Here is a 23,769-nt window from a genome sequence, read left to right on the forward strand (position 1 = left end):
GCAGTTAGCCGTTCATGATGTCGGAGCGGCGCTTCATATAGTCCTCCATGGCCAGCTCGCCGTTGCTGTACTGCTGGTCGAGTTCGGCCAGTTTCCGGGCACGGTATCCCTGCGGGCCCGACGGCGGCAGGGGAATAGCGGGGGCGACAGGCGGCTTCGGTGCTTCCGCGCGCTGCGCCGGCACCGACTGATCATTGGCTTGCGGCTGGCCGTACGGCGGGAACTGCTGGTCTGCAGATGGAATCGGCTGCATGGGCGGCAACGGCTGGCTCGGCGGCAGGGGCTGTGGGCTCATGACCTGGCGGAAGCCGCCACTCATGTAATCCTGCTGCGTATAGCCGTCACGGGGCTGTTTGTTCTGCTGCCCTGGGTACTGTTCGCCGCCTGGAAACTGCTCAGGGTAGCGACCGGAAAAGCTCTGCTCCTGGTTCCGTTTGTTGACGGACTTCCGGTACATCCGCATCGCCATAGGCACCACGAACGACAGAATGATGATCCAGAAAAACAAGCTGTTCACGGTGTAGCGCCTCTCATATGTGTCCTTCCAGCTTAACCCCGGAGTCCACACGCCCGGCCGGGATCCGCAGGAAGGCTCCATCCCGGTTCACGGCATCCTGCACGGCATCGCTGTTCCCTGTGTCATGCCGGCCCGCCGCTAGCGCCGGGCGTCGGCGGTGCCCAGCGGCCCCTCGCCGGATCCCAATGGAACGCCAGGGCCGAACACGGGGCCTGGCATCGGACGTTTTGCGGTGATGCCGTCGCCGGAAGAGCGGTGGCGCAGCCGCCGCACCACCCACGGGACAAAGTACTCGCGGGCCCACACCAGGTCTTCGGAGCGGGCTGCCCGCCACGTGCGGACGGGCAGGGGCTTGGGCCGGAGCGGCTCGAGAGTGTGGTTCACGTTCAGCGAATCCAGCACCATGGCGGCGATGGTGTGGTGTCCCAATGGCGAAAAGTGCAGGCGGTCCTCGTCCCACATCTGCGGATCGTTCAGCTGCTTGAGCGACCACATGTCAGCGATGATGGCGTCATGGCGGGCGGCCACGGTGCGCAGGTTCTCGTTGTAGATGGCCACCTTGCTGCGGATCCGTCCCAGCACCGAGGAGCCGGTATCCGGGCCGTTGAACAGCACCACCGTGGCACCGCCCATGGCCAGGATCTGGACCACTGAATCAAGTTTTTCGGCGAGGGCGTCGGGGTCTCCGCCGGGCCTGATGAGATCGTTGCCGCCGGTGGAAAGGGTTATCAGGTCCGGCTTCAGCGCCAGGCACGGAGCGAGCTGCTGGTCCACGATCTGCTGCAGGAGCCGGCCGCGAACCGCCAGGTTGGCGTAGGCGAAGTCCGTCGGGCCGCGGCCCAGTTCCTCGGCCACCCGGTCGGCCCAGCCGCGGAATCCGCCGGGCCTGGTTGGGTCGGGGTCGCCGATGCCCTCGGTGAATGAATCTCCCATCGCTACATAGCGGCTCCATGGGTGCGCTTCCGTGGCCCTGGGTGGGCTCTGCATGGCTTTCGCGTCATTCACGGTCCTATCCTGCCTCCTCTTTCACAAGCTACGCCACCGTAGGTAGTTACCACCGGGTAACTGTAAGAATGGAAACCATGACTGTCGCCCAAGTATTTCCCGCTCCTGTTGTTCTGTGGTCCCGGCCGGAGGACCAGCGCTCCGGGAAGCCGCTGCTGGTGCTGCTGCACGGCTACGGTGCCAACGAACAAGACCTGCTGAGCCTGGCGGATATGCTTCCCGAGGATTTTGTTGTTGCCTCGCTCCGGGCGCCCCTGGTGACCGGCCCCGGGTTTACATGGTTCCCGCTGACGGCTTCCATCGAATACACGCTCGACGCCGTCAAGGCCGCAGCCATGTACGTGCAGGACTGGATTGACACCGTCAAAGCCGACCACCCGACGGTGACGCTGCTCGGCTTCTCCATGGGAATGGCCATGGCCACCACGCTGCTCCGGCAGCGCCCCGCTGACTACGCCGCCGTCGTCGGGCTTTCCGGTTTTGTGGTCAACGCGGACGGCGACCCCGCCTTCAAAGACGGCGAACTGGACGGCACGGTGCCGCTCTTCTGGGGCCGGGACCAGCAGGACCCCGTAATCACTACCGACAAAATCGACTACACCATGGGCTGGGTGCGGGGGCACGTCAAGCTCACCAAGGTGCTGTATGCGGGCATGTGGCACGGCATCAACCAGCAGGAAATCGGGCACGTTTCCGAGTTTCTGACGCACGAGGTGCTGAACAAATAAACGTACGACGGCGGCCGGCGGCACAGTGCCGCCGACCGCTGACGCTTGTCAGGCTTCGGGGGCCACAACCTTCACGGTCTGCCCGTTGACGGTGACCGTGTCGCCGTTGTGCAGCTGGCGTCCCCGGCGGTCATCGATCGCGCCGTTGACTTTGACGAGGCCGTTTTTGATCAGCTCAGCGGCTTCCACGCCGTCCTCCACCAGGCTGGCGAGCTTCAGGAGCTGGCCAAGACGGATCATGCTGTCGCGGATGGGGATCTCTTGAATGTCCTGGTTGCTCATACAAGTAATAATGCCTGACGTAAGGTGAATCCAATGACCCACACCCCCCGGCTGCCGCGGTTCGCGGGGCTCCCGCTGGCCGTCGTCGCGGGACTGGCCATTCCCGTCCAGGGCCGGATCAACGGTGCCCTCGGCGTCCGGCTCAACGACGGCATCGCTGCGGCCGTGGTGGGCTTCAGCATCGGCCTGGTGGTGATGATCCTGATCTCCCTGATCCTGCCCAGCGGCCGCGCCGGTCTCGCCAGGATCCTGCCGGCGGTCCGGTCCCGGGCCTTCCCGCCCGTGTACGTCCTGGCCGGCGGCATCGGCGCCCTTTTTGTTTTCTCGCAGTCCTTCACCGTGGGCATCCTGGGCGTGGCACTGTTTACCGTCGCCGCCGTGACCGGGCAGACCCTGAGCGGGCTGCTGGTGGACCGGCTGGGCATCGGTCCGGCCGGCAAACGGGCCGTAACTCCCCTGCGGATCATCGGATGCGTGCTGACGGTAGCCGCCGTCGCCTGGGCGGTTTCGCCACGGCTGGCTAGCCCGCCGGGTTCCCCGGGTGCTCCCGCGGAGGGAGCCGGCGGCCTGGAAACCTTGGTCCTGCCGTTGATCCTGCCGGTCCTGGCCGGGTTCCTGATGAGTTTCCAACAGGCCATGAACGGGACGGCGACGGTCCACTACGGTTCGCCGATCGCCGCCACGCTGGTGAACTTCGTGGCCGGCGCGGTGTTCCTGTGGATTGCCTTGGCCATCAAGCTGGCCGTTGTTGGACCGGGCAATCCGTTGCCGGCGGAGTGGTGGTACTACCTGGGCGGACCCATGGGCTGCGTGTTCATCGGCCTGGGTGCGCTGCTGGTCCGGAGCCTGGGAGTGCTGGTGACCGGGCTCGGCATGATCGCCGGACAGCTCCTGGGCTCCCTGGGGCTGGACCTTCTGGTGCCGGCCCCGGGAAGCATCGTGGCCCCGGCCACCGTCCTGGGCACACTGCTGACGCTGGCCGCCATCATCCTGGCCACCCTGCCGTGGCCGCGCGGCGCCTTCCGGAGGCAGGCAGTTTCCGGAGGCAGTGGCCGGTAGGCTAGGACACGCAGTTCTCTGCATCTTGTTCCTTCGCCCGCCCCGCCCGCACCCAGCGGTGATGCACCCACGTGCAGCGGGGCCAGATACCCGCGGACCGCACCCAGCGGCCCTGTAGAAATTGGAGTCCACCATGGCAGCAAAATCCGTACTCGACCAGGTCATTTCCCTTTCCAAGCGAAGGGGCTTTGTGTTCCAGGCCGGTGAAATCTACGGAGGCTCGCGCTCTGCCTGGGACTACGGACCCCTCGGCGCTGAGCTCAAGGAAAACATCAAGCGCCAGTGGTGGCAGTCCATGGTCCGCGGCCGCGAGGACGTAGTGGGCCTGGATTCCTCCGTCATCCTGCCCCGACAGGTATGGGAAGCCTCCGGCCACGTTGACGTCTTCTCCGATCCGCTGGTGGAGTGCCTCTCCTGCCACAAGCGCTACCGCGCTGACCACCTCGAGGAAGAGTACGAGGAAAAGAAGGGCCGCCCCGCCGAGAACGGCCTGAAGGACATCGCCTGCGCCAACTGCGGCACCCGTGGTGAATGGACCGAACCCCAGGAATTCTCCGGCCTCCTCAAGACCTTCCTGGGCCCGGTGGCCAACGAGGAAGGCATGCACTACCTGCGCCCGGAAACGGCCCAGGGCATTTTTGTGAACTTCAGCAACGTGCTCACCACGTCCCGGAAGAAGCCGCCGTTCGGCATCGGCCAGATCGGCAAGTCCTTCCGGAACGAGATCACCCCGGGCAACTTCATCTTCCGCACCCGTGAGTTCGAGCAGATGGAAATGGAATTCTTCGTTGAGCCCGGCACGGACGAAGAGTGGCACCAGTACTGGATGAAGGAGCGCATGTCCTGGTACACCGGCCTGGGCATCCGGGAGGAGAACCTGCGCTTCTTCGAGCACCCGCTGGAAAAGCTGAGCCACTACTCCAAGGGCACCACGGACATCGAATACCGTTTCGGTTTCCAGGGCTCCGAATGGGGCGAGCTCGAAGGCATCGCCAACCGCACGGACTTCGACCTCTCCACTCACTCCAAGGCTTCCGGCCAGGATTTGAGCTACTTCAACCAGGCCACCAATGAGCGCTACACCCCGTACGTGATCGAGCCGGCCGCTGGCCTGACCCGTTCCTTCATGGCGTTCCTGGTGGATGCGTACACCGAAGACGAGGCACCGAACGCCAAGGGCGGCGTCGACGTCCGTACCGTCCTGCGCCTTGACCCGCGACTGGCTCCCGTTAAGGCTGCGGTGCTGCCGCTGAGCCGCAACGAGGACCTCTCGCCGAAGGCCAAGGACCTGGGCGCGCAGCTGCGCAAGAACTGGAACATCGACTTCGACGACGCCGGCGCGATCGGCCGCCGCTACCGCCGCCAGGATGAGATCGGCACCCCGTTCTGCATCACCGTGGACTTCGACACCCTGGAGGACCAGGCAGTGACCATCCGCGAACGCGACACCATGAGCCAGGAACGCGTCTCGCTGGACAAGGTGGAAGGCTACCTGGCCGCCCGCCTGATCGGCGCCTGAGCGTGGCCATCGAATACCGCGAATGGCTTGAGGGCGATGACCTGACGCTGCTGGAAGTCTGGGGCGGCCCGGAGACCGAACAGGCACGGCAGTTCCGTGGAGCCCTGGCCGTCTCCTCGGCCGGGACGGACGGTACTCCGTGGCGCCGCTGCATCGTGGCCGAGGACGTCATTGACGGCGTTGGCATTCCGGTGGCGGCGGGCGTTGTCTACGAAGCCTCGCTGCACCCGGAGCGGCTGTGGAGCTACATCGAGGTGGCGCGCGATCACCGCCGCGCCGGCATCGGTGCAACGCTCCTGACCATGCTGCGCCGCGAAGCCGAGCAGGCGCCGTCGGGCGTTACCAAGTTGCGCGCGAAGGTGCAGCCGGGCACTGCCGGGGCCGCGTTCGCCGAGGCGTTCGGGCTTGCGCCCATCCAGCGTTCCCGGCTGGTGGTGGTGGAACCGGGCGCCCTGAAGCTGCCGGTGTTCCCTGCGAAGAACGACGGCGGCGGGCCGGCCAACGACGAAAACGCCGGTTCCGACGTCGTGATGGACCTCGCTACCGGCTCCGTTGAGCTGACCGACGTCGTGGGGCGGTACTACACATCCATCCACGGCTGGGATTCGCCGGGCGTGCTGTCGGTGGGGCAGGTGCAGAAGCTGTTCCTGGATGACCTCACCGGCGCGCATGGTGCGCTTGTGCTGCGCGTAGAGCCGGGGTCAGCCTTCGGCGCCGCCGTTTCGCCCAGCAAGAAGGGCCGGATCCGCGCCTTTGCGGTGAGCTATGCGGAGGCGGCCCTGGACCCGGCGGCGGACGCGTCTGCCCAGGGCGCCAAGGCCACGGATGTGTTTGTGGGCCACGAACCCGCGCTGGACTCGGACGACGCCGCAGCTGCGGTCCGTGACCTGCTCTCGCTCCTCGCGTATCAGCACCCGGTCATGCTGGAACTGGACGATTCGATGGCCGCGCTGCGCGCCGCCGTCGAGCCCTTGCTGGAATCCGGCAAAGCGCGCCAGGCCGGCGCGGACACGCTGGTCGTCTCGGACTGACCCCCGTACCCAATTGACTCGCAGTTAACGCTCTCACAACGCGAAATGGCGTAATGGCGACGTTAACTGCGAGTCAGTTTGGGGGCAGTCGCCGGCGTTTGGGCGGCCACGGGATGAAGCCGCTGGTTGCTTCGACATATTCCCGGTAGCCGGGCCGGCCGGACATCGCCTTTTCCGTCAGGGGCTTCCCGGTCTTCCCCGCCAGCGTCCATACCATCAGCGCCGCTGACAGGATAGTCAGGATGCCCGGCCAGGAGTCTGCGGTGATGAGGAACAGCCCCGTCCAGATGGCTGCATCACCGAAATAGTTGGGATGCCGGGTGTATCGCCACAAACCGGTATCCAGCACCGTGCCGCGGCGGGACGGGTCCTTCTTGAACTGGGCCAGCTGCCAGTCGCCCACGGTTTCGAACACAAACCCCGTCATCCACAGCAGGATGCCGAGCACGGCCACCCAAGCCACAGGCCCGGTGGCGAACATCCCTATCTGCAGCGTCAGGGACACAAAGAACATCACCGCGCCCTGCGGCAGGTAGACACGGCGGAGCGCATAGACGTTCCTGGATCCGGGCGCAGGTTCCAGCAGAGCCTTGTACCGAGGGTCTTCGTGTCCGTCGCGTGCCCGCCACCCAATGTGGCCACCGAGCCGTAAGCCCCACAGGGCCGACAGGAAAAGCAACAGGAACCTGCGGGTGTCATCGCCAGATCCGGCGGACAGGAACCAGGACACCACGGCCACCGCCACGAAGCCCGGGCCCCAGGCGACGTCCATCACCGAGTGCCGGCCCTGCCGCACGGCCACACCAAACGTCAGCGCCAGGACTGCCAGGACCGCCAGTGCTGTCCAGGGCAGTGACGCGGCGAACTCCGGCCAGGGGAAAGGGCTCATAGGGCCACTTCAGCGGAGGACATGGGCGCCAGTTCAGTCAGCGTGCGCGAGACGGGGTGTGTGAATCCGGTGCTCGCGGCGAAGGCCGTCATGACAAAGCCGGTGGCCAGCGTGTGCCACAGACGGCCGCGGCGCACCATAAAATGACCGGCACCGTGGATCGAAACATACTGCATGGAGGCTGCTGTCCCGGTGGCTCTGCGCGCGAAGGCCAGGGACTGGGACGGGCTGGTCATGTGATCTCCGGTGCCGTGGACAATCAGGACCTTGCGCCCAGTGAGCGGAGTTGCCGGTGTCTCCGGGCTGAGCCACGGGGCCAGCGCCACTACGGCGTCCACCTGCGGATCGTCCGCGGCACTCACGGCGGTGAGGCCGCCCATGGAGTGCCCCACCAGATACACGGGAACGCCAGGGTGTTGCGCACTGATCTGCTGGAGGGCCCAGCGGGCATCTTGCAGTGCAGACCGGTCCGGCCCGTTCCAGCCCCGCACGCTGTTCCGCAGGGACCATACGGCCAGGCCATGGTCCTTCCCGGCACGGTGCAGGTGGCGGGCGAACGTGATCATGCGCAGCGGGCTCAGGTGGCGAGCTTCCACGGGCTCAAAGCTGTGTGCCTTGCCCCCGTGCAGGACCAGTGCCACGCCGCGCGTTGTCCCCGCGGACGGCAGTACGGTGAGTGCCGCCTCCCGCCTCGCAGCAGGTTCGTTGGTGTGAAATTCAGTGCTGCGGTCCGTCACGTGTGGTTCCTCTCGGTTCATGCCATTTATCAACCCTAAGGCGCCGGACGTAGAGTGCAAGGTATGAGGTTCAACTGCTGATGGGCTCCGGTCACTCCCACGCTTCAACAGATCATTCGGAGCCGACAGCCGGGGCGATTGCTGCCCGGCGGAAGGCAAACCGCATCCTGGCAGCTGTGCTGGCACCGCTGACGCTGCTGACGCTGGTTGGCATGGCCATGCTGTGGCCGTCCGGGTCCCAAGAGGGGATCTCCCTCGCCAGCCCTTACGCGGCGGCGCCCGGCGTTACGTTTGATACCGGCAAGATCCAGAGCGTCGTGGAAGAAAGCTGCTTGCAGGGCTCCACGACCGCCAGCCCGCCGGCGGACACCAGCGGCCAGCCTGCCCCCGCCGGCTCCGAGTGCATGTTTGCCTTTACGGAACCGGACCAGGGCGGCAGCCCCGTCAAAGTAGTGATCAATCCTGACGTGGCGCAGTCCCACGGCGTGAAGCCGGGTGACCAGATCAGGTACCTCAACCTTTCGAACGCCCAAGGTGCCGCGGCGTCGCAGGGGTCCCCGGCGTACATCTTCGTTGACTTCGTCCGGACCGTGCCCATCGTGATCCTGGCGCTCCTCTATGCCCTGGTGGTCATCGCGGTGGCGCGCTGGCGTGGACTCCGGGCACTGCTGGGGCTGGTGGGCGCGTATTTCGTCCTTGCCGGCTTCATGTTGCCGGGGCTGGTGGAGGGCAAGCCTCCGCTGCTGCTGGCCCTGGTGGGGTCAACGGTGATCATGATCGGGGTCCTGTATTTTGCCCACGGATTCTCAGCGCGGACGTCCACGGCGCTGCTGGGCACCATGTTCGGCCTGGGCATCACGGCGCTGCTTGCTGCCTGGGCCACCGACGCCGCCAACCTGGCCGGCGTGGGCAGCCACGACGCCGCTACCCTGATCAATACCTCGGCCAACATCTCCATTTCCGGGGTGATCCTCTGCGGCCTCATCATCTCCGGCCTTGGTGTCCTCAACGACGTCACCATCACGCAGTCGTCCGCCGTCTGGGAACTCTACGAGCTGGCCCCCGGCACCAGTGCCCGCAAGCTCTTCACCTCCGCCATGCGGATAGGCCGGGACCACATCGCCTCCACGGTCTACACCATCGCGTTTGCCTACGCCGGCGCGGCCCTGCCCATCCTGATCATTGTGATGCTGTATGACCGGCCGCTGGGGGACACCCTGACCAGTGCCGAGCTGTCAGAAGAAGTCATCCGCACACTTGTGGGCTCCATTGGCCTGGTCCTCGCCATCCCCGTCACCACCCTGATCGCCGTGCTGGTGGTCAAGGCCACCGGCGTCCGGACGGTGGGTCAGCCCGCCGTCGGCATCCCGGACGAAGACCGCCGACTAAACGGCACCCGGGGCGCCGACTCCATTATCGCGGACGACGTCGGCGTTACCGGTGCGCTCCAGGCGGCCGCCTTCGAGAGATGGTCACGGCAGTCCACGGAAGACTCCGACGATCCTGTCCTCGCCCGGAGGGGGCGCCGCGCAGACCGCGGCTGAACGGCAGCTGGCCGCCCGGCGCTGCCGGAGAGTTCCAAAGGGCGTGTCCACATGGCGTGGCTCGCCGATTTGCCCGCCTTTGCGACAATGGACAGGTGACTGTTACCGCAACGCCTCCCGCCCCCAAGCTGGAACTCCCTCCCCTGAAGCTGGGCCCCATCACGGTGGACACCCCCGTGATCCTGGCTCCTATGGCGGGTATCACCAACTCCGCTTTTCGTCGTTTGTGCCGTGAATACGGCGGCGGCCTGTACGTGGCGGAAATGGTCACCTCGCGCGCCCTCGTGGAACGCACCCCCGAGTCGCTGCGCATCATCTCGCACGACGACGACGAAAAGGTCCGCTCCGTCCAGCTGTACGGCGTGGACCCCGTTACGGTAGGCCACGCAGTGCGCATGCTGGTCGAAGAGGACCGCGCGGACCACATCGACCTGAACTTCGGCTGTCCCGTTCCCAAGGTGACCCGGCGCGGCGGCGGGTCTGCCCTGCCCTGGAAGACCGATCTCTTCACCTCGATCGTCCAGACCGCGGTCAAGGAAGCGTCCAAGGGCAATGTCCCGCTCACCATCAAGATGCGCAAGGGCATTGACGAGGACCACCTGACGTACCTCGACGCCGGCCGGATCGCCCGTGATGCCGGGGTGGCCGCCGTCGCGCTTCACGGCCGTACCGCAGCGCAGTTCTATTCCGGCCAGGCGGACTGGTCTGCGATCGCCCGCCTGCGCGAAGCCCTGCCGGACATCCCTGTCCTCGGCAACGGCGACATCTGGTCTGCGGAGGACGCTGTCCGGATGGTCCGCGAAACCGGCGTGGACGGCGTGGTGGTTGGCCGCGGCTGCCAGGGACGCCCGTGGCTGTTCGGTGACCTCATGGCTGCCTTCGAGGGAAGCGACGTCCGCCACAAGCCGGACCTGCACAAGGTGGCCGAGAGCGTCTACCGGCACGCTGAGCTGATGGTGGAAACCTTCGGTGACGAGGGCAAGGCCCTTCGGGAGATCCGCAAGCACATGGCCTGGTATTTCAAGGGTTATGTGGTGGGCAGCGAACTACGGACCAAACTGGCCATGGTGTCCAGCCTGGAGGTACTGCGCGAGACACTGGGCCAGCTGGACCTGGACTCGCCGTACCCCGGCGTGGATGCCGAAGGCCCGCGCGGCAGGGCAGGATCGCCCAAGAAACCGGCGCTTCCCAAGGACTGGTTGGAATCCCGTGCCCTGAACACAGCCCAGTCCCGGGACATCTCTGCCGCCGAGTTGGATGTCTCCGGTGGCTGAGACGCGCACCACGGCACAGGCCCTGCCCGGCTACGAGGCCCACGATTCCGCCCGCTGGGTGGAGGAACCGCCCAAAAACAACTACCGCTCCGATTTTGAGCGGGACCGCGCCCGGGTGCTGCACTCTTCGGCCCTGCGCCGCCTCGGCGCGAAAACGCAGGTGGTAGCCCCGGATACGGATGACTTTGTCCGCACCCGCCTGACCCACAGCCTCGAAGTGGCCCAGGTGGGCCGCGAACTGGGCCGTGCCCTGGGGTGTGACCCGGACGTGGTGGACACCGCTTGCCTGAGCCATGACCTGGGGCACCCGCCGTTCGGCCACAACGGCGAGTCCGCCCTGAACGAGGTGGCACATGCCATTGGCGGTTTCGAAGGCAATGCCCAGACCCTCCGGCTCCTCACCCGGCTGGAGCCCAAGGTCCTGGCCACCGACGGGCGCCCGGCCGGACTTAACCTCACGAGGGCCAGCCTGGACGCGGCGGCGAAATACCCCTGGTCCGCGCTGAACGCGCCGGTGATCCACGGGCAGCGCACCAGCAAGTTCGGCGCCTATGAGGACGATCTGCCCATCTTCGACTGGCTCAGGGAGGGTGCGCCGGAACGCCGGTCATGCCTGGAGGCACAGGTCATGGACCTTGCCGACGACATTTCGTATTCCGTCCACGATGTCGAGGACGCGATCGTGGCCGGGCACTTCCAGCTGCGCTGGATGGATAACCCGGACCACCGGGCCCGTGTGGTGGGCTATGCCAAGCAGTGGTACCTCCCGCACAACGACCCCGCCGCGATCGACGCTGCCCTGGCCCGGCTGGAAGCTACCGACGTGTGGGTCCGCGAGGCCGACGGCAGCCGCAAATCCATGGCCGCCCTGAAGAACATGACGAGCCAGCTGATCGGCCGGTTCTGCCAGAGCGCCCTGGAGACCACCCGTGCCGTCTACGGCCCGGAAAACCTCACCCGGTACAGCGCCGAGCTGATGGTTCCGGACGAGACGGTCATGGAGATCGCGGTGATGAAGGGCCTGGCCACCACGTTTGTGATGACCACCGAACACCGCCAGCCCATCTACGAGCGCCAGCGCGAGGTGCTGCACGCTCTGGTCACTGCCCTGAACGCCACGGGGGACCGTCACCTGGAGCCGATGTTCGCGGCTGACTGGCGGGACGCGCCCGACGACGGCGCACGGCTCAGGGTGGTCATCGACCAGGTGGCGTCGCTGACAGACGGCTCGGCGCTGGCTATGTACGAACGCCTCGTGGGGAGCCTGCCGTCGCTGTGGTGACAGACGCCATAGGGCGGCCTTCACGGGTGTTCCCCGGGACTAGGATGGCTCTGTGGCTGGCCTGATCAAACGCGATGACATAGACGAAGTACGCCAGCGCACGGACATCAAGGAAGTGGTTGACGGCTACGTCACGCTCAAGGGTGCCGGGCTGGGAACGTATAAGGGCCTGTGCCCCTTCCACGACGAACGGTCGCCGTCGTTCACCGTGCGCCCCCAGGTGGGCAGGTACCACTGCTTCGGGTGCGGTGAAGACGGGGACGTCATCGCCTTCGTGCAGAAACAGGACCACACCTCATTTCATGAGGCCGTGGAAAAACTTGCTGCCCGCATCGGCTACGAACTGCGCTACGAAGACGGCGGCACCGGCCCCAACCGCGAGGAAGTGGGCAAGCGCCAGCGACTGCTGGATGCCCACAAAATCGCCGATGAATTCTTCCGCGCCCAGCTGTTGACGCCCGGCGCCGCCGAAGGCCGGAACTTTCTGTTCGGCCGCGGCTTTGACCGCGCCGCCTCGGAGCAGTTCGGCGTGGGCTACGCGCCGCAGGGCTGGGATGCGCTCCTGAAGCACCTCCGCGGCCGCGGCTTCACGGACCAGGAGCTCAAGCTGACGGGGATGTTCTCCGAGGGGAACCGGGGCATTTATGACCGGTTTCGCGGCCGGCTCATTTGGCCCATCCGCGACATCGCCGGCGACACCATCGGCTTCGGCGCCCGCAAGCTGTATGAGGACGACCAGGGCCCCAAATACCTCAACACCCCCGAAACCACGCTCTACAAGAAGTCCCAGGTGCTTTACGGGATCGACCTCGCCAAGCGCAGTATCGCCAAAGACCGCCAGCTTGTGGTGGTTGAGGGATACACGGACGTGATGGCCTGCCACCTGGCGGGAGTCCCGACGGCGGTGGCCACCTGCGGCACGGCGTTCGGCACCGAGCACATCAAGATCGCCCGCCGCCTGCTGTCGGACGACGGCACCGGGGGAGAGGTTATCTTCACCTTTGACGGTGACGCCGCCGGGCAGAAGGCGGCACTGCGCGCCTTCGAGGAAGACCAGCGCTTTACCGCCCAGACCTACGTGGCCGTGGAGCCCACCGGCGCCGACCCGTGCGACCTGCGCCAAAGCAGGGGCGACGCCGCCGTGCGGGACCTGATCGCCACGCGCCGGCCCCTGTTCGAGTTTGCCATCAAGGCCACGCTCAGGCGCCACAACCTGGACACCGTAGAGGGCCGGGTGGCCGCGCTTCGGGAATCGGCTCCGGTGGTGGCCCAGATCCGCGACGCAGCCATCAGGCCCGAGTATGCCCGGGAACTGGCCGGCTGGCTTGGCATCTCGGTTGAAGATGTCAGCCGGGCTGTTGGTGTCGCCATGAAGCGTGCCGCCGCTGGCGGGCCGGCTGCACCTGGGAAACCCTCAGGAGCCGGTACGGCGGCTCAGCTGGGGTCCGCCCAGGCGGGCGGGCCCGGCGTGGCTGCCGGTCCGACGTCGGGCGCTGTCCCTTCCTATCAGCGGCCCGACCCACGGGACCCCGTGGCCTCCATGGAACGGCAGGCCCTGGAGGTAGCGCTGCAGGAGCCTGCACTCCTGGGCGGCGGCATCTGGGAGCGCTTCTCCGGGGCCCGGTTCATCACGCCCGCCTTCCTGGCCGTACACGATGCGATGCGCGCCTCCGGCCCCGAGCTGATCGGCGACCCCGCACGCTGGGTGAGCCAGGTGATGGAGGAAGTCCCGGAACCCCTGCGGCCGTTGGTGTCCGAACTGTCCGTGGTGCCGCTGCCCGCTAGCACCGCCGAGGGAGTCCAGAAGTACGGCAGAGGCATTCTCACTGCGTTGTTTGAACTCCAGATCACGCGCGTTAAGGCGGACAAGATGAGCCAGCTGCAGCGACTCGACCCAGGCTCCGAGCACGACCGGATCCAGCAGCTGCAGCGCGAACTGATGATGCTCGAAATGGAACGCCGGGCACTGCGCTCCGACGCGTGAAACGCGCCGATTTCGCTCCGATTTCGTTTCCCCGCACGGTGTTTGCTAGGCTGGTACCCGCTTCATTCCTCCTTAGCTCAATTGGCAGAGCATTCGACTGTTAATCGAAGGGTTGCTGGTTCAAGTCCAGCAGGAGGAGCGCACAATCCCCGTTCCGGGTCTCCGGAACGGGGATTTTTGTATACCCGGGGCGGGTATGCAAGTCTGTGCTGCCGCCGATTTCCCATTCCCGGGAAACCTTTGCTAAGGTCATACCTGCTTCATTCCTCCTTAGCTCAATTGGCAGAGCATTCGACTGTTAATCGAAGGGTTGCTGGTTCAAGTCCAGCAGGAGGAGCAAACAAACAATAGATCCCCGTCCTCATCTCTGAGGGCGGGGATTTTTTGCATCAGACAAAGTCCATTTCCACTTGCAGGAAGCACTCCGCTTCGGCAATGGCCGCGCGGAAGGCGTCCTGCTCGGTGGGGAACTTGCGGGGCTCCCGCGGATGCCACTCATGGGCTGCTGAGTGCACCCGGACGAAGCCGGAGGCCGGCGGTGCGTAGAAGATGCCGAACCGCTGCACCGGCCATTCGGGCGACGTCTCCGGGGCCACCAGGAGGGCGGCGCTGAAGGCGGCGTTGAACCACTGCGCGATAGGCCGCCGTCGGTCGTCCGTGAAGAGTCCGGCGGCATAGAGGGCTGCGGACTGCTCGCCGGTTTGGGCGCACAGCCGGTCCCACCACAAGGGCAAGATGCCTGAGTCGCAACGTTGCCATGTGGCCGGGGGCGGCGGGGAGAACTGCCAGCTGGGCACGGATCTATTTTATCGTGGGAAAGTACCCCAGCGGCAGGGGTTGGCCCCTCCTCGGTGACCCGCGATTTGGCGCCCGGTCACAACGGCTCTCCAGACCCCCACAACTACGGGCGGTTCCAAGGGCCCGGGTTAACCCGGTACAGCAGGGCAGCACCGGCCAGCGCACCCAGGATTATGCCTAGGGCTCCACTGCCGACCACGCGCCCAAGGAAGTAACCGGCCACGCCGCCCAGCACTGCCCCGAGGAACAGTCCCCGGGGGTTTCGGTGCGGCTTGCGTGGCATGCGTTTCATCAGTGATCTACGGGTTCAGTGGATCGAGGGCACGGTGCGCGGCCTGACGATCAGCCAGAGGCCAGCTATCGCCATCAGTATGCAGGCGGCCTGCACGGCGCCCATGGGGGTGGAGCTGGTGATGCCCAGCCACCCCACCACCGGTGACACCAGGCCGGCCATCAGGAACGTCGCGGCACCCAGGAGCGACGCAGCCGTCCCGGCCTGTGCTCCGTGGCTGCTCAAAGCCAGCACCTGGACACAGGGGAACGTAAAGCCAGTGCCCATGATGTAGAACCAGAGCGGAACCATTGCGCCCCAAAGTCCCAGGCCGGCCTGGTCAAAGACCACAATCAGCAGGGCCATGAGGAACATCCAGGCTGTGGAACAGGCAAGGATCCACTGCGGGGGGACGATACGGATGAGCCTGGAGCTGATCTGGACACCAGCCACAATGCCCAGGGAATTGATGCCGAACAACAGACCGTATTCCTGCGGCGAGAACCCGTAGATGTCCTGGAACAGGAACGGCGAAGCGGACAGGTAAGTAAAGAGGCCTGCGAAGTTCATGCCGCCCACCACCAGGAGGCCCACGAAGATCCGGTCCGTGAAAAGAACCTTGTACCGCTGGCTGGCAGTCATGCCGGTCAGCCCGCGCTTGTCCGGTGGCAATGTTTCGCGGACCAGGACGAGTGCGGCGATGATCACCAGCGTGCCGTAACCGGCCAGGAACACGAAGATTCCCGGCCACGGCATCACCAGCAGCAGCTGCGATCCGATCACCGGGGCCAGAATCGGAGCCAGTCCGTTCACCAGGGCCATGCGCGAGAACATCCGGACCATGGCATAGCCGGAGAACAGGTCCCGCACCATTGCCATGGCCACCACACCGCCACCCGCAGCCCCCACACCCATGAGCACGCGGAAGAAGCCCAACGTAGAGATGTCGGTGGACAGGGCTGCTCCCACGGAGGAGGCGATGTGCAGGGCCGTGGCCAGGATCAGCGGGAGCCGGCGGCCGAACTTGTCGCTGAACGGGCCCACCACCAGCTGGCCGAGGGCAAAGCCCACGGTAGTGCCGGCCAGTGTCAGCTGGACCTGGGCCTCGGTGACCCCCAAGCTCGCTTCCAGTGCCGGGAACGCAGGCAGGTACAGGTCGATGGTGAAAGGGCCCAGCGCGGTGAGTGCACCGAGGAGGAGGATGTACAGCAGTTTCCGGCGTCGGGTCAGCGAATCGCCCGGATTCGAGTGAGTGGTCACGGAGATCAATCCTAGGCCCGGAAGTTCCATCTTTCCGGGGTTGCGGGCGCGCCGTGGGGCCAACCAGGAAGTTTGCCCCGGACCGGAATGATAGTTTTGGGGGCAGGACCGTGCTGCGGCGGGCTCCCACAGCACACGGATGCCGAATCGACCAGGCAGCAGACTACGCAACAAGTTAGGCGGGAACCGATGAGCGGACGTCACACCGGGCGCACCGGCCAGGGATTGCGGATCACCGCGCTGCCCAGGACGCTGAAACTACTCTTTCGCCTGGCCCCTCGCCAACTCAACGATGAAATCGCCTTCGCCAAGATCGAGCTCAAGCGCAAGGGAATCCAGGTAGGCGTCGCCGCCGCGTTCTTCGCCGTCGCGCTTCTTTTTGTGGCGTTTCTTGTGGTGGGCCTCATCGTGGCCGCCATAATGGGCCTGGCCACCGTCATGCCGGCGTGGCTGGCCGCGCTGCTCGTCTGCGCCCTCTTCCTGGTCATCGCCCTCATCGGTGCCCTGATCGGCCTCAGCAAATTCAAGCAGGCCATGCCCTTGGTCCCGGCCGAAACCATCCGCGGGATCAAACACGATCTCGGCATCGCCAAGGAAGGCTCGCGCTTCAACGCCGAACTGCTCGATCCTGCCAGCCCGGAGGCCAAGGCCGCGAAGGCTGCCAAGGACGAAGCAGCCGCGAAGGCCAAGGCCGCGAAGGAAGCCAAGGCCGAGGCGCATAAGAAGGAGTTCCCGCACGCGTCCGAGCCCGAGCTTCACCGCCGCCTCGAACAGCGCCGGCGGCACCTGGCACAGGTCCGCGACGAGCTGGATACCGAGCTCGACATCAAGCCGCAGGCCATGTTCGTACTGGGCGCTGCCAAGGAGAAACTTGGCGAGGGCACGGCTGCCGTTGAATACGGCGCGGCCGCGGCCAGCCAGAAGTTCGCTGCCTTCTCGGGCTCCCGGGACGGCGTTGGCGTGCGCTGGAAGCCGCTTGCCGCCCTTGCGGCCTCCGCGACGATCCTTGTGGTGCTCCTGCGCAGGCTGCTCCGGAACCCCTGACAACAGACATCACACTGGGAACTATGGAAGGGGGGCGGATTGAGGTTCATTGGCGCTGGCGCGCGACCCGGCCGACCCCAGATTGACCACGACCGCGTTTTCACACTCCCCAACGCCCTGACGGTGCTGCGCTTTATGGGCGTGCCGCTTTTTGTCTGGCTGGTCCTGGCCCAAAAGGAGTATGGGACCGCCGTTGTGGTTCTGGTGGTTATGGCGGGAACCGACTGGATTGACGGGTATGTGGCCCGCCGTTTCGACCAGGCGTCCAGGCTCGGCCGGGTCATGGACCCGCTGGCGGACCGGCTTGCCCTGATCGCGGTGGCGGTCACCCTGGTGATTGCCGGCGTCGTGCATTGGCTGTATCTGGCCGCACTCCTGGTGCCGGACGCCGTGCTCCTGCTGCTGACGCTCTCCTACTTCGGGGGCCATCCGGACCTGCCGGTGAGCCGTGTGGGCAAGGTCCGCACCGGATTCCTGCTTCTGGGCACACCGCTGCTGGTCCTGTCGCGTTTGGACACCCCGATTGCCGGGCCGCTGTACGTTGCCGCCTGGATCGTGCTGGGACTCGGGCTTGCCGGCCACTGGATTGCCGCCTATAACTACTTCTGGGCCATTCTGCGCAAGGGCCGTCAGCAGTCCCATCAGGACGGCGGCACCGGCTGATGGTGTGGGTGGCCGTTCTGCTGGCGGTGCTTGGAGCGTTCTGCCTGGCCTTCGGAGCGCAGAAGCAGGGGAGTGCAGTCAAGGCTGACACCGGCGGGCTGGCGCTGAGTTCACACGGATTCCTCCGTCTGCTCCGCAATCCGCGGTGGGTGCTGGGACTTCTCCTGCTGTGCGTCGGGATGGGAATGAACGCGGTGGCATTGGTCTCCGCGCCGCTGACGGTGGTACAGCCGATCGGCGCCATTGCTCTGGTCATTACCACGGTGGTGAATGCCCGGGACCAGGACATCACCATCAACCGGGCCACAATGGTGTCCATCGCGGCCTGCGTGACCGGCTCCGCGCTCTTTGTCCTCCTCGCCGTCAACGTGACGCAGGAGAACCACCACGTGAACCAGGAGGACGAGCTCACCATCGTGTTGCTGCTGGCACTGGCCGTCGGCGTGTTCGGCACCCTGGCGGTCATGTTCCGGCACCGGATGGGCGCGTTTGTCTACATCCTCGGCGCCGGCATGCTGTTCGGCTTCGTCGCGGTCCTGACACGTATCATCGGCAAACACCTGCTGGATCCGAACGGGCTGGCACTGCTCAATGTCCAGTGGTATTCGGTAGTGGCCATCGCAGCGGCCGGCGGCCTGGGTTCGTGGTTTGTGCAGAGCGCCTACTCGGGCGGCCCGCCGGACCTTGTCATCGCCGGGCTGACTGTCATCGACCCGATCGTGGGTATCGCCATCGGCATCGTGATCTTGGGTGAGCTGCGCCCGGACGTCCACGCCGTGATGGCGATTGCCATGGCTACGGCTGCTTCGCTTGCTATCGTGGGGGTGATCGCCCTTTCCAGGCACCATCCCGAGGTCACTAAGCGCAGGAAAGATGCGCGGAAGGCGGCGGGAAGGGCGTCCCACTAGCCTGTTTTCCCGACCAGCCCATCTTCATGACCATCCGATTTTCACTAAGAGGCCCCGTGCTACCTTGCCGGCGGCCCACCGGTGCAGCCAGCGACAGCTGCCCGCACCGTGACCTTCAGGAGCTCTCCACGTGACAACGCCCTCTGACCAGCGACCCTTGACCGTACTGATTGCCGCGGATACGTATCCGCCCCACATCAACGGGGCCGCCCAGTTCAGCTACCGGCTCGCGAAGGGTATGACGGGCCGCGGCCACAATGTGCATGTGCTGGCCTGCCGGGCGGACAACGGTGCGAGCTTCACCGAGTTCCGCTCCGAGGCGACCGTGCACCGGCTCCGCTCGCACGGGGTCTTCACCCACGAATACTTCCGCATCTGTTTCCCCTGGGAAATCAAGAAGGAGATCGGCCTCCTTTTCGATCGGATCAAGCCCGATGTAGTGCACATCCAGAGCCATTACATGATCGGCGAGCACGTGCTCTACGAAGCGGGGAAGCGGGGCATCAGAATTGTGGCCACCAACCACTTCATGCCTGAGAACCTGAACCCGTTCCTGCCGTTCCCGCAGTGGTTCAAGGACATCATCGGCAAGATCTCCTGGAAGGACATGGGCAAGGTCATGGGCCAGGCTGACGTGGTCACCACGCCCACACCCCTGGCCGCCAAGGCCATGCACCAGCACGCTTTCCTGCACAAGGTACTGCCACTCTCCAACGGCATCGACTCCGCAGCCTACGAGCTGAAGCCAGGCGAAGTTATCGAACCGCACGCCCATCCGACAGTGGTATTTGTGGGGCGCCTGGCCGAGGAAAAGCACGTGGACGTGCTGATCAATGCCGTGTCCAAGACGCCCGAAGAGCTCAACGTCCACCTGGATATTGTGGGCGGCGGCGAAGTCCGCGCGGCTCTTGAAGCGCAGGCGGAACGGCTCGGAATGGGGGAGCGGGTGAAATTCCTGGGACTGGCCAGCGACGAAGACCTCCGTGAGGCCTACATCAGGGCAGACCTGTTCTGCATGCCGGGGACCGCTGAGCTTCAGTCCCTGGTGACCCTTGAAGCCATGTCCGCCTCCACTCCCGTCCTGCTCGCGGATGCCATGGCACTGCCGCACCTGGTGCGTGACGGCGAGAACGGATACCTGTTCACACCCAACGACAGCGACGACCTCGCAGCCAAGATCACGAAGATCCTCCAGCTGCCGGCCGACGAACGGGCGGCAATGGGCCAGGCCAGCCGGCGGATGGTTGAACCGCACAGCATCGAGGGCACTTTGCAGACCTTCGAGGACCTCTACCGGGGTGCAACCTACGACGACAAAGCGCTCTGACTGCGATCTGGCAGCTGCTCGCTCCATCCTGGCCGGGGCCCGGAGTCCTGGCTGCGTGGTCCTGATGGCCGCCACTATTTGCTAGAGTGTTTTTGCCCTGCTGAAGCTGAAGTCGTCCACAGACCACGCTGGCAGGGGCGGGGGGCTATAGCTCAGCTGGTTAGAGCGCGGGACTCATAATCCTAAGGTCCTCGGTTCAAGTCCGAGTAGCCCTACCCGGAAAGAGCCCCTGACCTGCGGAACGCGGATCAGGGGCTCTTCTCTTTTGAAGTTCTGAGGTAGGCATCCACCGGAAACCCACCGGATTCATTCCATGCGCTGGCCGAACGCCTCCAATAGCGTCGTGTTGTCCGGCGCTTCGTGGGTCTTCTGGACGTAATGCTTCCGCGTGACGTTCTCGCTGGAATGCCCCAGCTGGGCCGATGCCACGGCCATCCCTGAGGAGGCCTCCAGCAGGGTTCCTACCGTCTTTCGGAAGGTGTGCGGGGTGACCCACTCGAAGCCGAGCTCGTCACGCGCTGAGCGCCACTGCTTGCGGAAGTTGTTGGGGTCCCGGAGCGAGCCGACGGCAGAGGGGAACACGACGTCCCACGGGTTGGCCACCAGCTGCCCAATTTGCCGCCTTAGGAGCATTTCCACTGCGAAGGCGGGTAGGAAGTACCTCTGGCGGGAATGGGCGCTCTTAGGGTGTTCCTGGATGGTCAGGCCCTGACGTGGCATGTAGACGATGGTCCCGTTCACCGTGACTGTTGGGCGCGCGGCCTTCAGGTCGATGTCTTTCCAACGGATCGCGAGGGCTTCGCCGATGCGCGCCCCGGTGGCGAGCATGATGTCGACGACGTCGAGCATGTCCACGGTGGGGTAGCGGCCGGCCTGCTTCTTGCTGGCCTCCCACTGGCGGAGCCCGGCACGCAGGGCGCCGACCTCCGCCACGGTCAGGGCCCGGACCTCCTTGTGGCTGGTTGGAATTGTGGCGACTTCACGCAGCGGGTTGCCGTCAAGGGCGCCGTGCCTGGCTGCCAGGCCGAGCATGCCCGACAGGACGGTCTTGCAGAGCTTCGCGGTGGCGTTTCCGTGCTTGGTCCTCATGGTCTTCAGGAACCGGTCCAGGGTGGAGACTGTGGTTTCCCGGATCCGGAGGCCGCCGACGCCCGGGCAGACGTAGTTGTCCATGATGTCCCGGTACCGGCGCCGGGTGTTCAGCGCCCGGCCTGTGTCCTCAAACTCCGCCCACCAGATAGGGGCGAGCTTCGTGATGCGCATGTCACCGGTGATGTCCTCCCCGGCTGGCATTGCCCGGTCCGTCAGGGCAGAGATCAGCAGCCGCTCCGCTTTCGCGCCACGGTCATTCTTTGATGTAGCTGTAGCCCGGGCCTCGACTTTCCGGGTGACGCCGTCGAAGTCACGAAACCGGGCCATGGCCCGCCAAACTCCGGGGCTCACCTCGTCCCGGCTTATTCTCCCCCAAGTGCCGATTTGAAGTGGGGGCCTAGGCATAGCTGGCGTTGTTTTCAGGGAGGCTGTTGTCCGGAGGGGCGTGCGAGACCACCAATCTGACCTGAACGTGCCGGCGGGATGCCATCTACGGTTCCAGTCTTGCCGATAACCAAGCGTCAAAGTCCCGGCGGCTGATGCGCAGATGCTTACCGATCCGGTGAGCTTTGGGGCCGACGTGCTTCACCCGCCATTGATAGAACGTCTGTTCGGGGATCTGGAGTTGAGCGCAGATCTCTTTTGGCGTGAGCCATTGCTGTTCGGCCGCATCCGGCCCGCCGCTGCGTTCTGGCGTGGTAGTCATGAGAGATTCCCCTTCATGTCGGCATTACTGCCGGTACGTGCTGCCGGCGTTGTTCCTAGTTCATAGGCGCCAGTAGATCTGGCGGCATGACTTTGGGGCAATAGCTTGCGCTAATACACGCGGGTGCGCCCGTGGCCCAGGCTCGCTTTGCACGGAAACAGACCCTCCGGCTTCGTTCAAAGTCGCGAAACCTGCGGCCGACTTTCGTCCCGGTCCTACCGAATTTGCTTTACCTCGCCGGTAAGGCCGACGGCCAGGGCTTCGATATGTTCCCGCACTTGATCCGGACGGGCGGTAAATCCGGCAACTGACATGCGTTCCACAAGACCAGCGCGATGCAGCATTACTACGTGCCTACGGACGGCCGGTGAGGATAGTCCGAGTGCGGATCCGATTTCGCTGCAGGTTGAGGGGCCGTTCCTGAGCAGGAAGCGGATGATGCGGCTTCGCGTTCGGTTCATCAAGATGCTCGGCATTGAGACCACAACCTGAGGAATAGTGAAGGACCTGCTGCTGTAGACGGGTCTACAGCAGCAGGCTACTCCGGTAGGCGTCATGTTGGAAGAGGCTGGCAGTGGAAATGATCCCTGAAGGAATCGAGGAGGCTGCCATGCAAGACCACCCACAAGTCAGGGCTTATACCGAGGCGGCACTGTCACTCCGGGCCGAACGATACTGGGACTACGGCTCCCGGGACGAGCGTGTTGAATTTCTGCGGGCGCTGGGCGAGGTGCTGACAGAGGTTTGCTACCATCTGGACCTAAATGAGGTGCTGCCGCCGATCATCCCAGAGGCGTGGCACGACGTCACTGCTGCTGCCGTCCGGCGACTGACCGCGCGACCATCGGCGAAGCTTCTCCTCTTGACGTATCTTGACCTTCGAATTGAGCAGCTGATTGCCGAGCCGGATGACTCGGGGAATACTGAGGCAGAGGGGGTCACCGCGCCTGACGGGGCGGCCGACCCATAAATCTGCTGATCAAAGGTGGGCAATGCGGACAAACGGCGAGAGGGCGCCCAGCGACGTGTTGTCTCCCCAGGCCCAGCTTGCCCGTCGTCTGAACCTGTTACTGGACGTCGTTGTTGCCGAACGTGGGAAGCCCGTAACGTTCCGCGAAGTTCAGGCGGAGCTCGAGGCCAGGGGCATCAAGTTGTCCCGAGCGCGCTGGTTCTACATGAAAGAGGGGACTGGGCGTCTGGTCAGTGATCCTGTGCTGCTGGCAGGGCTATGCAACATCTTCAACGTTGATCCCAACTACCTGGCTGGTGATGACGCCGAGTTGCCAGAACGCATCGATTCGCAGCTTGAGTTCGTGAAGTCCCTCCGTGCGGCCCGGGTGAAGTCCTTCGCCGCCCGAACCTTGGGCGACGTGTCGCCCGAAACCCTGCGGGCCATCTCTGAATATCTCAATAAGGACATCGGTCGCCATCCAAAAGCGGAACAGGCTGCGGCTAGTCCTCCAGAAGGTACTGAAGATGAGCCGCCAGCAGCTCCTTGATCCGTCCGGGGTTGGCTGAATACCGCGGAGAGCGGCCATGCCGTCTGCCCGGTTCCACGTCCACCACGATGGCGCCGGACTCCTCGAGGGCAAGCAGGTGTTTGGCGACGCTCGGCTCGCCGGCACTCACTGCGTCCACGATGTCCCCGCGCGTTGCCGGACCGTGCGCTGAAAGGTACCGCAGGATCTCGTTGCGCGACCTGTTACCGAAGGTCGCGACGGCGGCTTCGACGTCGGCCGACCATGCGGCGTCGTGAGGCTGCGTAATCCTGGGCATGCAACCATTCTTACCGAATCGCACAGAAAAAGTAAGACCCGGAGTCTTGACGATACTTTAACTATCTTTGACA

Annotated in this window: 26 protein-coding genes and 3 tRNA genes; 17 read left to right on the plus strand and 12 right to left on the minus strand. The window is 65.1% G+C overall.

Annotation, left to right across the window (positions count from 1 at the left end; translation table 11 throughout):
• Nucleotides 1-4: 4 nt before the first annotated feature.
• On the minus strand, nucleotides 5-517 hold the full coding sequence (locus ACQCS0_RS07125; protein WP_354153829.1) for a hypothetical protein: 513 nt from the start codon (nucleotides 515-517) through the stop codon (nucleotides 5-7).
• Between the two features lie 138 nt (nucleotides 518-655).
• A complete protein-coding gene (locus ACQCS0_RS07130; protein WP_354154197.1) occupies nucleotides 656-1,504 on the minus strand; it encodes an SGNH/GDSL hydrolase family protein in 849 nt (282 codons plus the stop codon).
• 95 nt (nucleotides 1,505-1,599) lie between these two features.
• Between ACQCS0_RS07130 and ACQCS0_RS07135 the strand changes: the two genes are divergently transcribed.
• The gene (locus ACQCS0_RS07135) at nucleotides 1,600-2,250 is read left to right on the plus strand and encodes a phospholipase (protein WP_354153828.1); all 651 of its coding nucleotides are present in this window, start codon (nucleotides 1,600-1,602) and stop codon (nucleotides 2,248-2,250) included.
• 48 nt (nucleotides 2,251-2,298) lie between these two features.
• Here the strand turns inward: ACQCS0_RS07135 and ACQCS0_RS07140 are convergent, their stop codons facing one another.
• The gene (locus tag ACQCS0_RS07140) at nucleotides 2,299-2,532 is read right to left on the minus strand and encodes an RNA-binding S4 domain-containing protein (RefSeq protein ID WP_111906389.1); all 234 of its coding nucleotides are present in this window, start codon (nucleotides 2,530-2,532) and stop codon (nucleotides 2,299-2,301) included.
• Nucleotides 2,533-2,565: 33 nt separating this feature from the next.
• On the opposite strand from ACQCS0_RS07140, the gene ACQCS0_RS07145 reads away from it, so the two are divergent.
• From ACQCS0_RS07145 to ACQCS0_RS07155, 3 genes are all read left to right on the plus strand, one after another.
• Complete coding sequence (locus tag ACQCS0_RS07145; protein ID WP_354153827.1) at nucleotides 2,566-3,591, plus strand: DMT family transporter; 1,026 nt, start codon at nucleotides 2,566-2,568, stop codon at nucleotides 3,589-3,591.
• Nucleotides 3,592-3,724: 133 nt separating this feature from the next.
• On the plus strand, nucleotides 3,725-5,110 hold the full coding sequence (locus ACQCS0_RS07150; protein WP_354153826.1) for a glycine--tRNA ligase: 1,386 nt from the start codon (nucleotides 3,725-3,727) through the stop codon (nucleotides 5,108-5,110).
• Nucleotides 5,111-5,112: 2 nt separating this feature from the next.
• The gene (locus ACQCS0_RS07155; protein ID WP_354153825.1) at nucleotides 5,113-6,141 is read left to right on the plus strand and encodes a GNAT family N-acetyltransferase; all 1,029 of its coding nucleotides are present in this window, start codon (nucleotides 5,113-5,115) and stop codon (nucleotides 6,139-6,141) included.
• A 73-nt stretch (nucleotides 6,142-6,214) separates the two neighbouring features.
• On the opposite strand, the gene ACQCS0_RS07160 is transcribed toward ACQCS0_RS07155, so the two are convergent.
• Nucleotides 6,215-7,030 (minus strand): DUF1295 domain-containing protein, encoded by an 816-nt coding sequence (locus ACQCS0_RS07160; protein ID WP_354153824.1) that lies wholly within the window; start codon nucleotides 7,028-7,030, stop codon nucleotides 6,215-6,217.
• On the minus strand, nucleotides 7,027-7,767 hold the full coding sequence (locus tag ACQCS0_RS07165) for an alpha/beta fold hydrolase (RefSeq protein ID WP_354153823.1): 741 nt from the start codon (nucleotides 7,765-7,767) through the stop codon (nucleotides 7,027-7,029). The genes ACQCS0_RS07160 and ACQCS0_RS07165 overlap by 4 nt, the downstream gene beginning before the upstream one ends.
• 80 nt (nucleotides 7,768-7,847) lie before the next feature.
• Between ACQCS0_RS07165 and ACQCS0_RS07170 the strand changes: the two genes are divergently transcribed.
• The 6 genes from ACQCS0_RS07170 (at nucleotide 7,848) to ACQCS0_RS07195 (ending at nucleotide 14,188) form a co-directional block, all read left to right on the plus strand.
• A complete protein-coding gene (locus ACQCS0_RS07170) occupies nucleotides 7,848-9,311 on the plus strand; it encodes a YibE/F family protein (RefSeq protein ID WP_354153822.1) in 1,464 nt (487 codons plus the stop codon).
• A 95-nt stretch (nucleotides 9,312-9,406) separates the two neighbouring features.
• Nucleotides 9,407-10,585 (plus strand): tRNA dihydrouridine synthase DusB, encoded by a 1,179-nt coding sequence (gene dusB, locus ACQCS0_RS07175; protein WP_354153821.1) that lies wholly within the window; start codon nucleotides 9,407-9,409, stop codon nucleotides 10,583-10,585.
• The gene (locus tag ACQCS0_RS07180) at nucleotides 10,569-11,867 is read left to right on the plus strand and encodes a deoxyguanosinetriphosphate triphosphohydrolase (protein ID WP_354153820.1); all 1,299 of its coding nucleotides are present in this window, start codon (nucleotides 10,569-10,571) and stop codon (nucleotides 11,865-11,867) included. The genes dusB and ACQCS0_RS07180 overlap by 17 nt, the downstream gene beginning before the upstream one ends.
• Nucleotides 11,868-11,919: 52 nt before the next feature.
• Nucleotides 11,920-13,851: a DNA primase gene (dnaG, locus tag ACQCS0_RS07185; protein WP_354153819.1), complete on the plus strand. Its 1,932-nt coding sequence runs from the start codon at nucleotides 11,920-11,922 to the stop codon at nucleotides 13,849-13,851.
• A 66-nt stretch (nucleotides 13,852-13,917) separates the two neighbouring features.
• Nucleotides 13,918-13,990, plus strand: a tRNA-Asn gene (locus ACQCS0_RS07190).
• Nucleotides 13,991-14,115: 125 nt separating this feature from the next.
• A tRNA-Asn gene (locus ACQCS0_RS07195) sits at nucleotides 14,116-14,188 on the plus strand.
• 52 nt (nucleotides 14,189-14,240) lie between these two features.
• Here ACQCS0_RS07195 and ACQCS0_RS07200 read toward each other — a convergent pair.
• The 3 genes from ACQCS0_RS07200 to ACQCS0_RS07210 form a co-directional block, all read right to left on the minus strand.
• The gene (locus ACQCS0_RS07200) at nucleotides 14,241-14,648 is read right to left on the minus strand and encodes a hypothetical protein (RefSeq protein ID WP_185263057.1); all 408 of its coding nucleotides are present in this window, start codon (nucleotides 14,646-14,648) and stop codon (nucleotides 14,241-14,243) included.
• Nucleotides 14,649-14,752: 104 nt separating this feature from the next.
• On the minus strand, nucleotides 14,753-14,932 hold the full coding sequence (locus ACQCS0_RS07205; protein ID WP_354154196.1) for a hypothetical protein: 180 nt from the start codon (nucleotides 14,930-14,932) through the stop codon (nucleotides 14,753-14,755).
• Nucleotides 14,933-14,956: 24 nt separating this feature from the next.
• On the minus strand, nucleotides 14,957-16,210 hold the full coding sequence (locus tag ACQCS0_RS07210; protein ID WP_354154195.1) for a multidrug effflux MFS transporter: 1,254 nt from the start codon (nucleotides 16,208-16,210) through the stop codon (nucleotides 14,957-14,959).
• Between the two features lie 159 nt (nucleotides 16,211-16,369).
• Between ACQCS0_RS07210 and ACQCS0_RS07215 the strand changes: the two genes are divergently transcribed.
• The 5 genes from ACQCS0_RS07215 (at nucleotide 16,370) to ACQCS0_RS07235 (ending at nucleotide 20,337) form a co-directional block, all read left to right on the plus strand.
• Nucleotides 16,370-17,224, plus strand: a complete 855-nt coding sequence (locus ACQCS0_RS07215) for a phage holin family protein (RefSeq protein ID WP_354153818.1) — start codon at nucleotides 16,370-16,372, stop codon at nucleotides 17,222-17,224.
• Nucleotides 17,225-17,263: 39 nt separating this feature from the next.
• A complete protein-coding gene (locus ACQCS0_RS07220; RefSeq protein ID WP_426940117.1) occupies nucleotides 17,264-17,887 on the plus strand; it encodes a CDP-alcohol phosphatidyltransferase family protein in 624 nt (207 codons plus the stop codon).
• Nucleotides 17,887-18,795, plus strand: coding sequence for a DMT family transporter (locus ACQCS0_RS07225; protein ID WP_354153816.1), 909 nt, complete (start codon nucleotides 17,887-17,889; stop codon nucleotides 18,793-18,795). Before ACQCS0_RS07220 ends, ACQCS0_RS07225 begins: the two co-directional genes overlap by 1 nt.
• Before the next feature lie 130 nt (nucleotides 18,796-18,925).
• Entirely contained in the window at nucleotides 18,926-20,122 is a 1,197-nt protein-coding gene (locus ACQCS0_RS07230) for a glycosyltransferase (RefSeq protein ID WP_354153815.1), read from the plus strand.
• A gap of 141 nt (nucleotides 20,123-20,263) precedes the next feature.
• A tRNA-Ile gene (locus ACQCS0_RS07235) sits at nucleotides 20,264-20,337 on the plus strand.
• 91 nt (nucleotides 20,338-20,428) lie between these two features.
• On the opposite strand, the gene ACQCS0_RS07240 is transcribed toward ACQCS0_RS07235, so the two are convergent.
• The 3 genes from ACQCS0_RS07240 to ACQCS0_RS07250 all read right to left on the minus strand — a co-directional run bounded on the left by ACQCS0_RS07240 (nucleotide 20,429) and on the right by ACQCS0_RS07250 (nucleotide 22,477).
• Nucleotides 20,429-21,565 carry a site-specific integrase gene (locus tag ACQCS0_RS07240; protein ID WP_354153814.1) on the minus strand — a complete coding sequence of 379 codons (1,137 nt, stop codon included), beginning with the start codon at nucleotides 21,563-21,565 and terminating at the stop codon, nucleotides 20,429-20,431.
• Nucleotides 21,566-21,704: 139 nt separating this feature from the next.
• Entirely contained in the window at nucleotides 21,705-21,920 is a 216-nt protein-coding gene (locus ACQCS0_RS07245; protein WP_354153813.1) for a helix-turn-helix domain-containing protein, read from the minus strand.
• 215 nt (nucleotides 21,921-22,135) lie between these two features.
• Nucleotides 22,136-22,477, minus strand: coding sequence for an ArsR/SmtB family transcription factor (locus tag ACQCS0_RS07250; protein WP_426940118.1), 342 nt, complete (start codon nucleotides 22,475-22,477; stop codon nucleotides 22,136-22,138).
• Nucleotides 22,478-22,530: 53 nt separating this feature from the next.
• On the opposite strand from ACQCS0_RS07250, the gene ACQCS0_RS07255 reads away from it, so the two are divergent.
• Both ACQCS0_RS07255 and ACQCS0_RS07260 read left to right on the plus strand, forming a co-directional pair.
• A complete protein-coding gene (locus ACQCS0_RS07255; RefSeq protein WP_426940119.1) occupies nucleotides 22,531-22,890 on the plus strand; it encodes a hypothetical protein in 360 nt (119 codons plus the stop codon).
• 22 nt (nucleotides 22,891-22,912) lie between these two features.
• Nucleotides 22,913-23,419: a hypothetical protein gene (locus ACQCS0_RS07260; RefSeq protein WP_354153811.1), complete on the plus strand. Its 507-nt coding sequence runs from the start codon at nucleotides 22,913-22,915 to the stop codon at nucleotides 23,417-23,419.
• On the opposite strand, the gene ACQCS0_RS07265 is transcribed toward ACQCS0_RS07260, so the two are convergent.
• On the minus strand, nucleotides 23,373-23,696 hold the full coding sequence (locus tag ACQCS0_RS07265) for a helix-turn-helix transcriptional regulator (protein ID WP_354153810.1): 324 nt from the start codon (nucleotides 23,694-23,696) through the stop codon (nucleotides 23,373-23,375). The two genes, ACQCS0_RS07260 and ACQCS0_RS07265, sit on opposite strands and share 47 nt — an antisense overlap.
• Nucleotides 23,697-23,769: the final 73 nt, after the last annotated feature.

The organism is Pseudarthrobacter sp. S6 (assembly GCF_050156575.1).
Classification (GTDB): Bacteria; Actinomycetota; Actinomycetes; order Actinomycetales; family Micrococcaceae; genus Arthrobacter.

Excerpts from the sequence above, each read along its gene's own strand:
- ACQCS0_RS07140 (WP_111906389.1), bottom strand. The coding sequence starts at position 2,532 with ATGAGCAACCAGGACATTCAAGAGATCCCCATCCGCGACAGCATGATC.
- ACQCS0_RS07265 (WP_354153810.1), bottom strand. The coding sequence starts at position 23,696 with ATGCCCAGGATTACGCAGCCTCACGACGCCGCATGGTCGGCCGACGTC.
- ACQCS0_RS07205 (WP_354154196.1), bottom strand. The coding sequence starts at position 14,932 with ATGCCACGCAAGCCGCACCGAAACCCCCGGGGACTGTTCCTCGGGGCA.
- ACQCS0_RS07180 (WP_354153820.1), top strand. The coding sequence starts at position 10,569 with ATGTCTCCGGTGGCTGAGACGCGCACCACGGCACAGGCCCTGCCCGGC.
- ACQCS0_RS07170 (WP_354153822.1), top strand. The coding sequence starts at position 7,848 with ATGGGCTCCGGTCACTCCCACGCTTCAACAGATCATTCGGAGCCGACA.
- ACQCS0_RS07225 (WP_354153816.1), top strand. The coding sequence starts at position 17,887 with ATGGTGTGGGTGGCCGTTCTGCTGGCGGTGCTTGGAGCGTTCTGCCTG.
- ACQCS0_RS07250 (WP_426940118.1), bottom strand. The coding sequence starts at position 22,477 with ATGACGCCTACCGGAGTAGCCTGCTGCTGTAGACCCGTCTACAGCAGC.
- ACQCS0_RS07245 (WP_354153813.1), bottom strand. The coding sequence starts at position 21,920 with ATGACTACCACGCCAGAACGCAGCGGCGGGCCGGATGCGGCCGAACAG.
- ACQCS0_RS07145 (WP_354153827.1), top strand. The coding sequence starts at position 2,566 with ATGACCCACACCCCCCGGCTGCCGCGGTTCGCGGGGCTCCCGCTGGCC.
- ACQCS0_RS07260 (WP_354153811.1), top strand. The coding sequence starts at position 22,913 with ATGCGGACAAACGGCGAGAGGGCGCCCAGCGACGTGTTGTCTCCCCAG.
- ACQCS0_RS07210 (WP_354154195.1), bottom strand. The coding sequence starts at position 16,210 with ATGGAACTTCCGGGCCTAGGATTGATCTCCGTGACCACTCACTCGAAT.
- ACQCS0_RS07215 (WP_354153818.1), top strand. The coding sequence starts at position 16,370 with ATGAGCGGACGTCACACCGGGCGCACCGGCCAGGGATTGCGGATCACC.
- ACQCS0_RS07160 (WP_354153824.1), bottom strand. The coding sequence starts at position 7,030 with ATGAGCCCTTTCCCCTGGCCGGAGTTCGCCGCGTCACTGCCCTGGACA.
- ACQCS0_RS07255 (WP_426940119.1), top strand. The coding sequence starts at position 22,531 with ATGCAAGACCACCCACAAGTCAGGGCTTATACCGAGGCGGCACTGTCA.
- ACQCS0_RS07135 (WP_354153828.1), top strand. The coding sequence starts at position 1,600 with ATGACTGTCGCCCAAGTATTTCCCGCTCCTGTTGTTCTGTGGTCCCGG.
- ACQCS0_RS07130 (WP_354154197.1), bottom strand. The coding sequence starts at position 1,504 with ATGCAGAGCCCACCCAGGGCCACGGAAGCGCACCCATGGAGCCGCTAT.
- ACQCS0_RS07150 (WP_354153826.1), top strand. The coding sequence starts at position 3,725 with ATGGCAGCAAAATCCGTACTCGACCAGGTCATTTCCCTTTCCAAGCGA.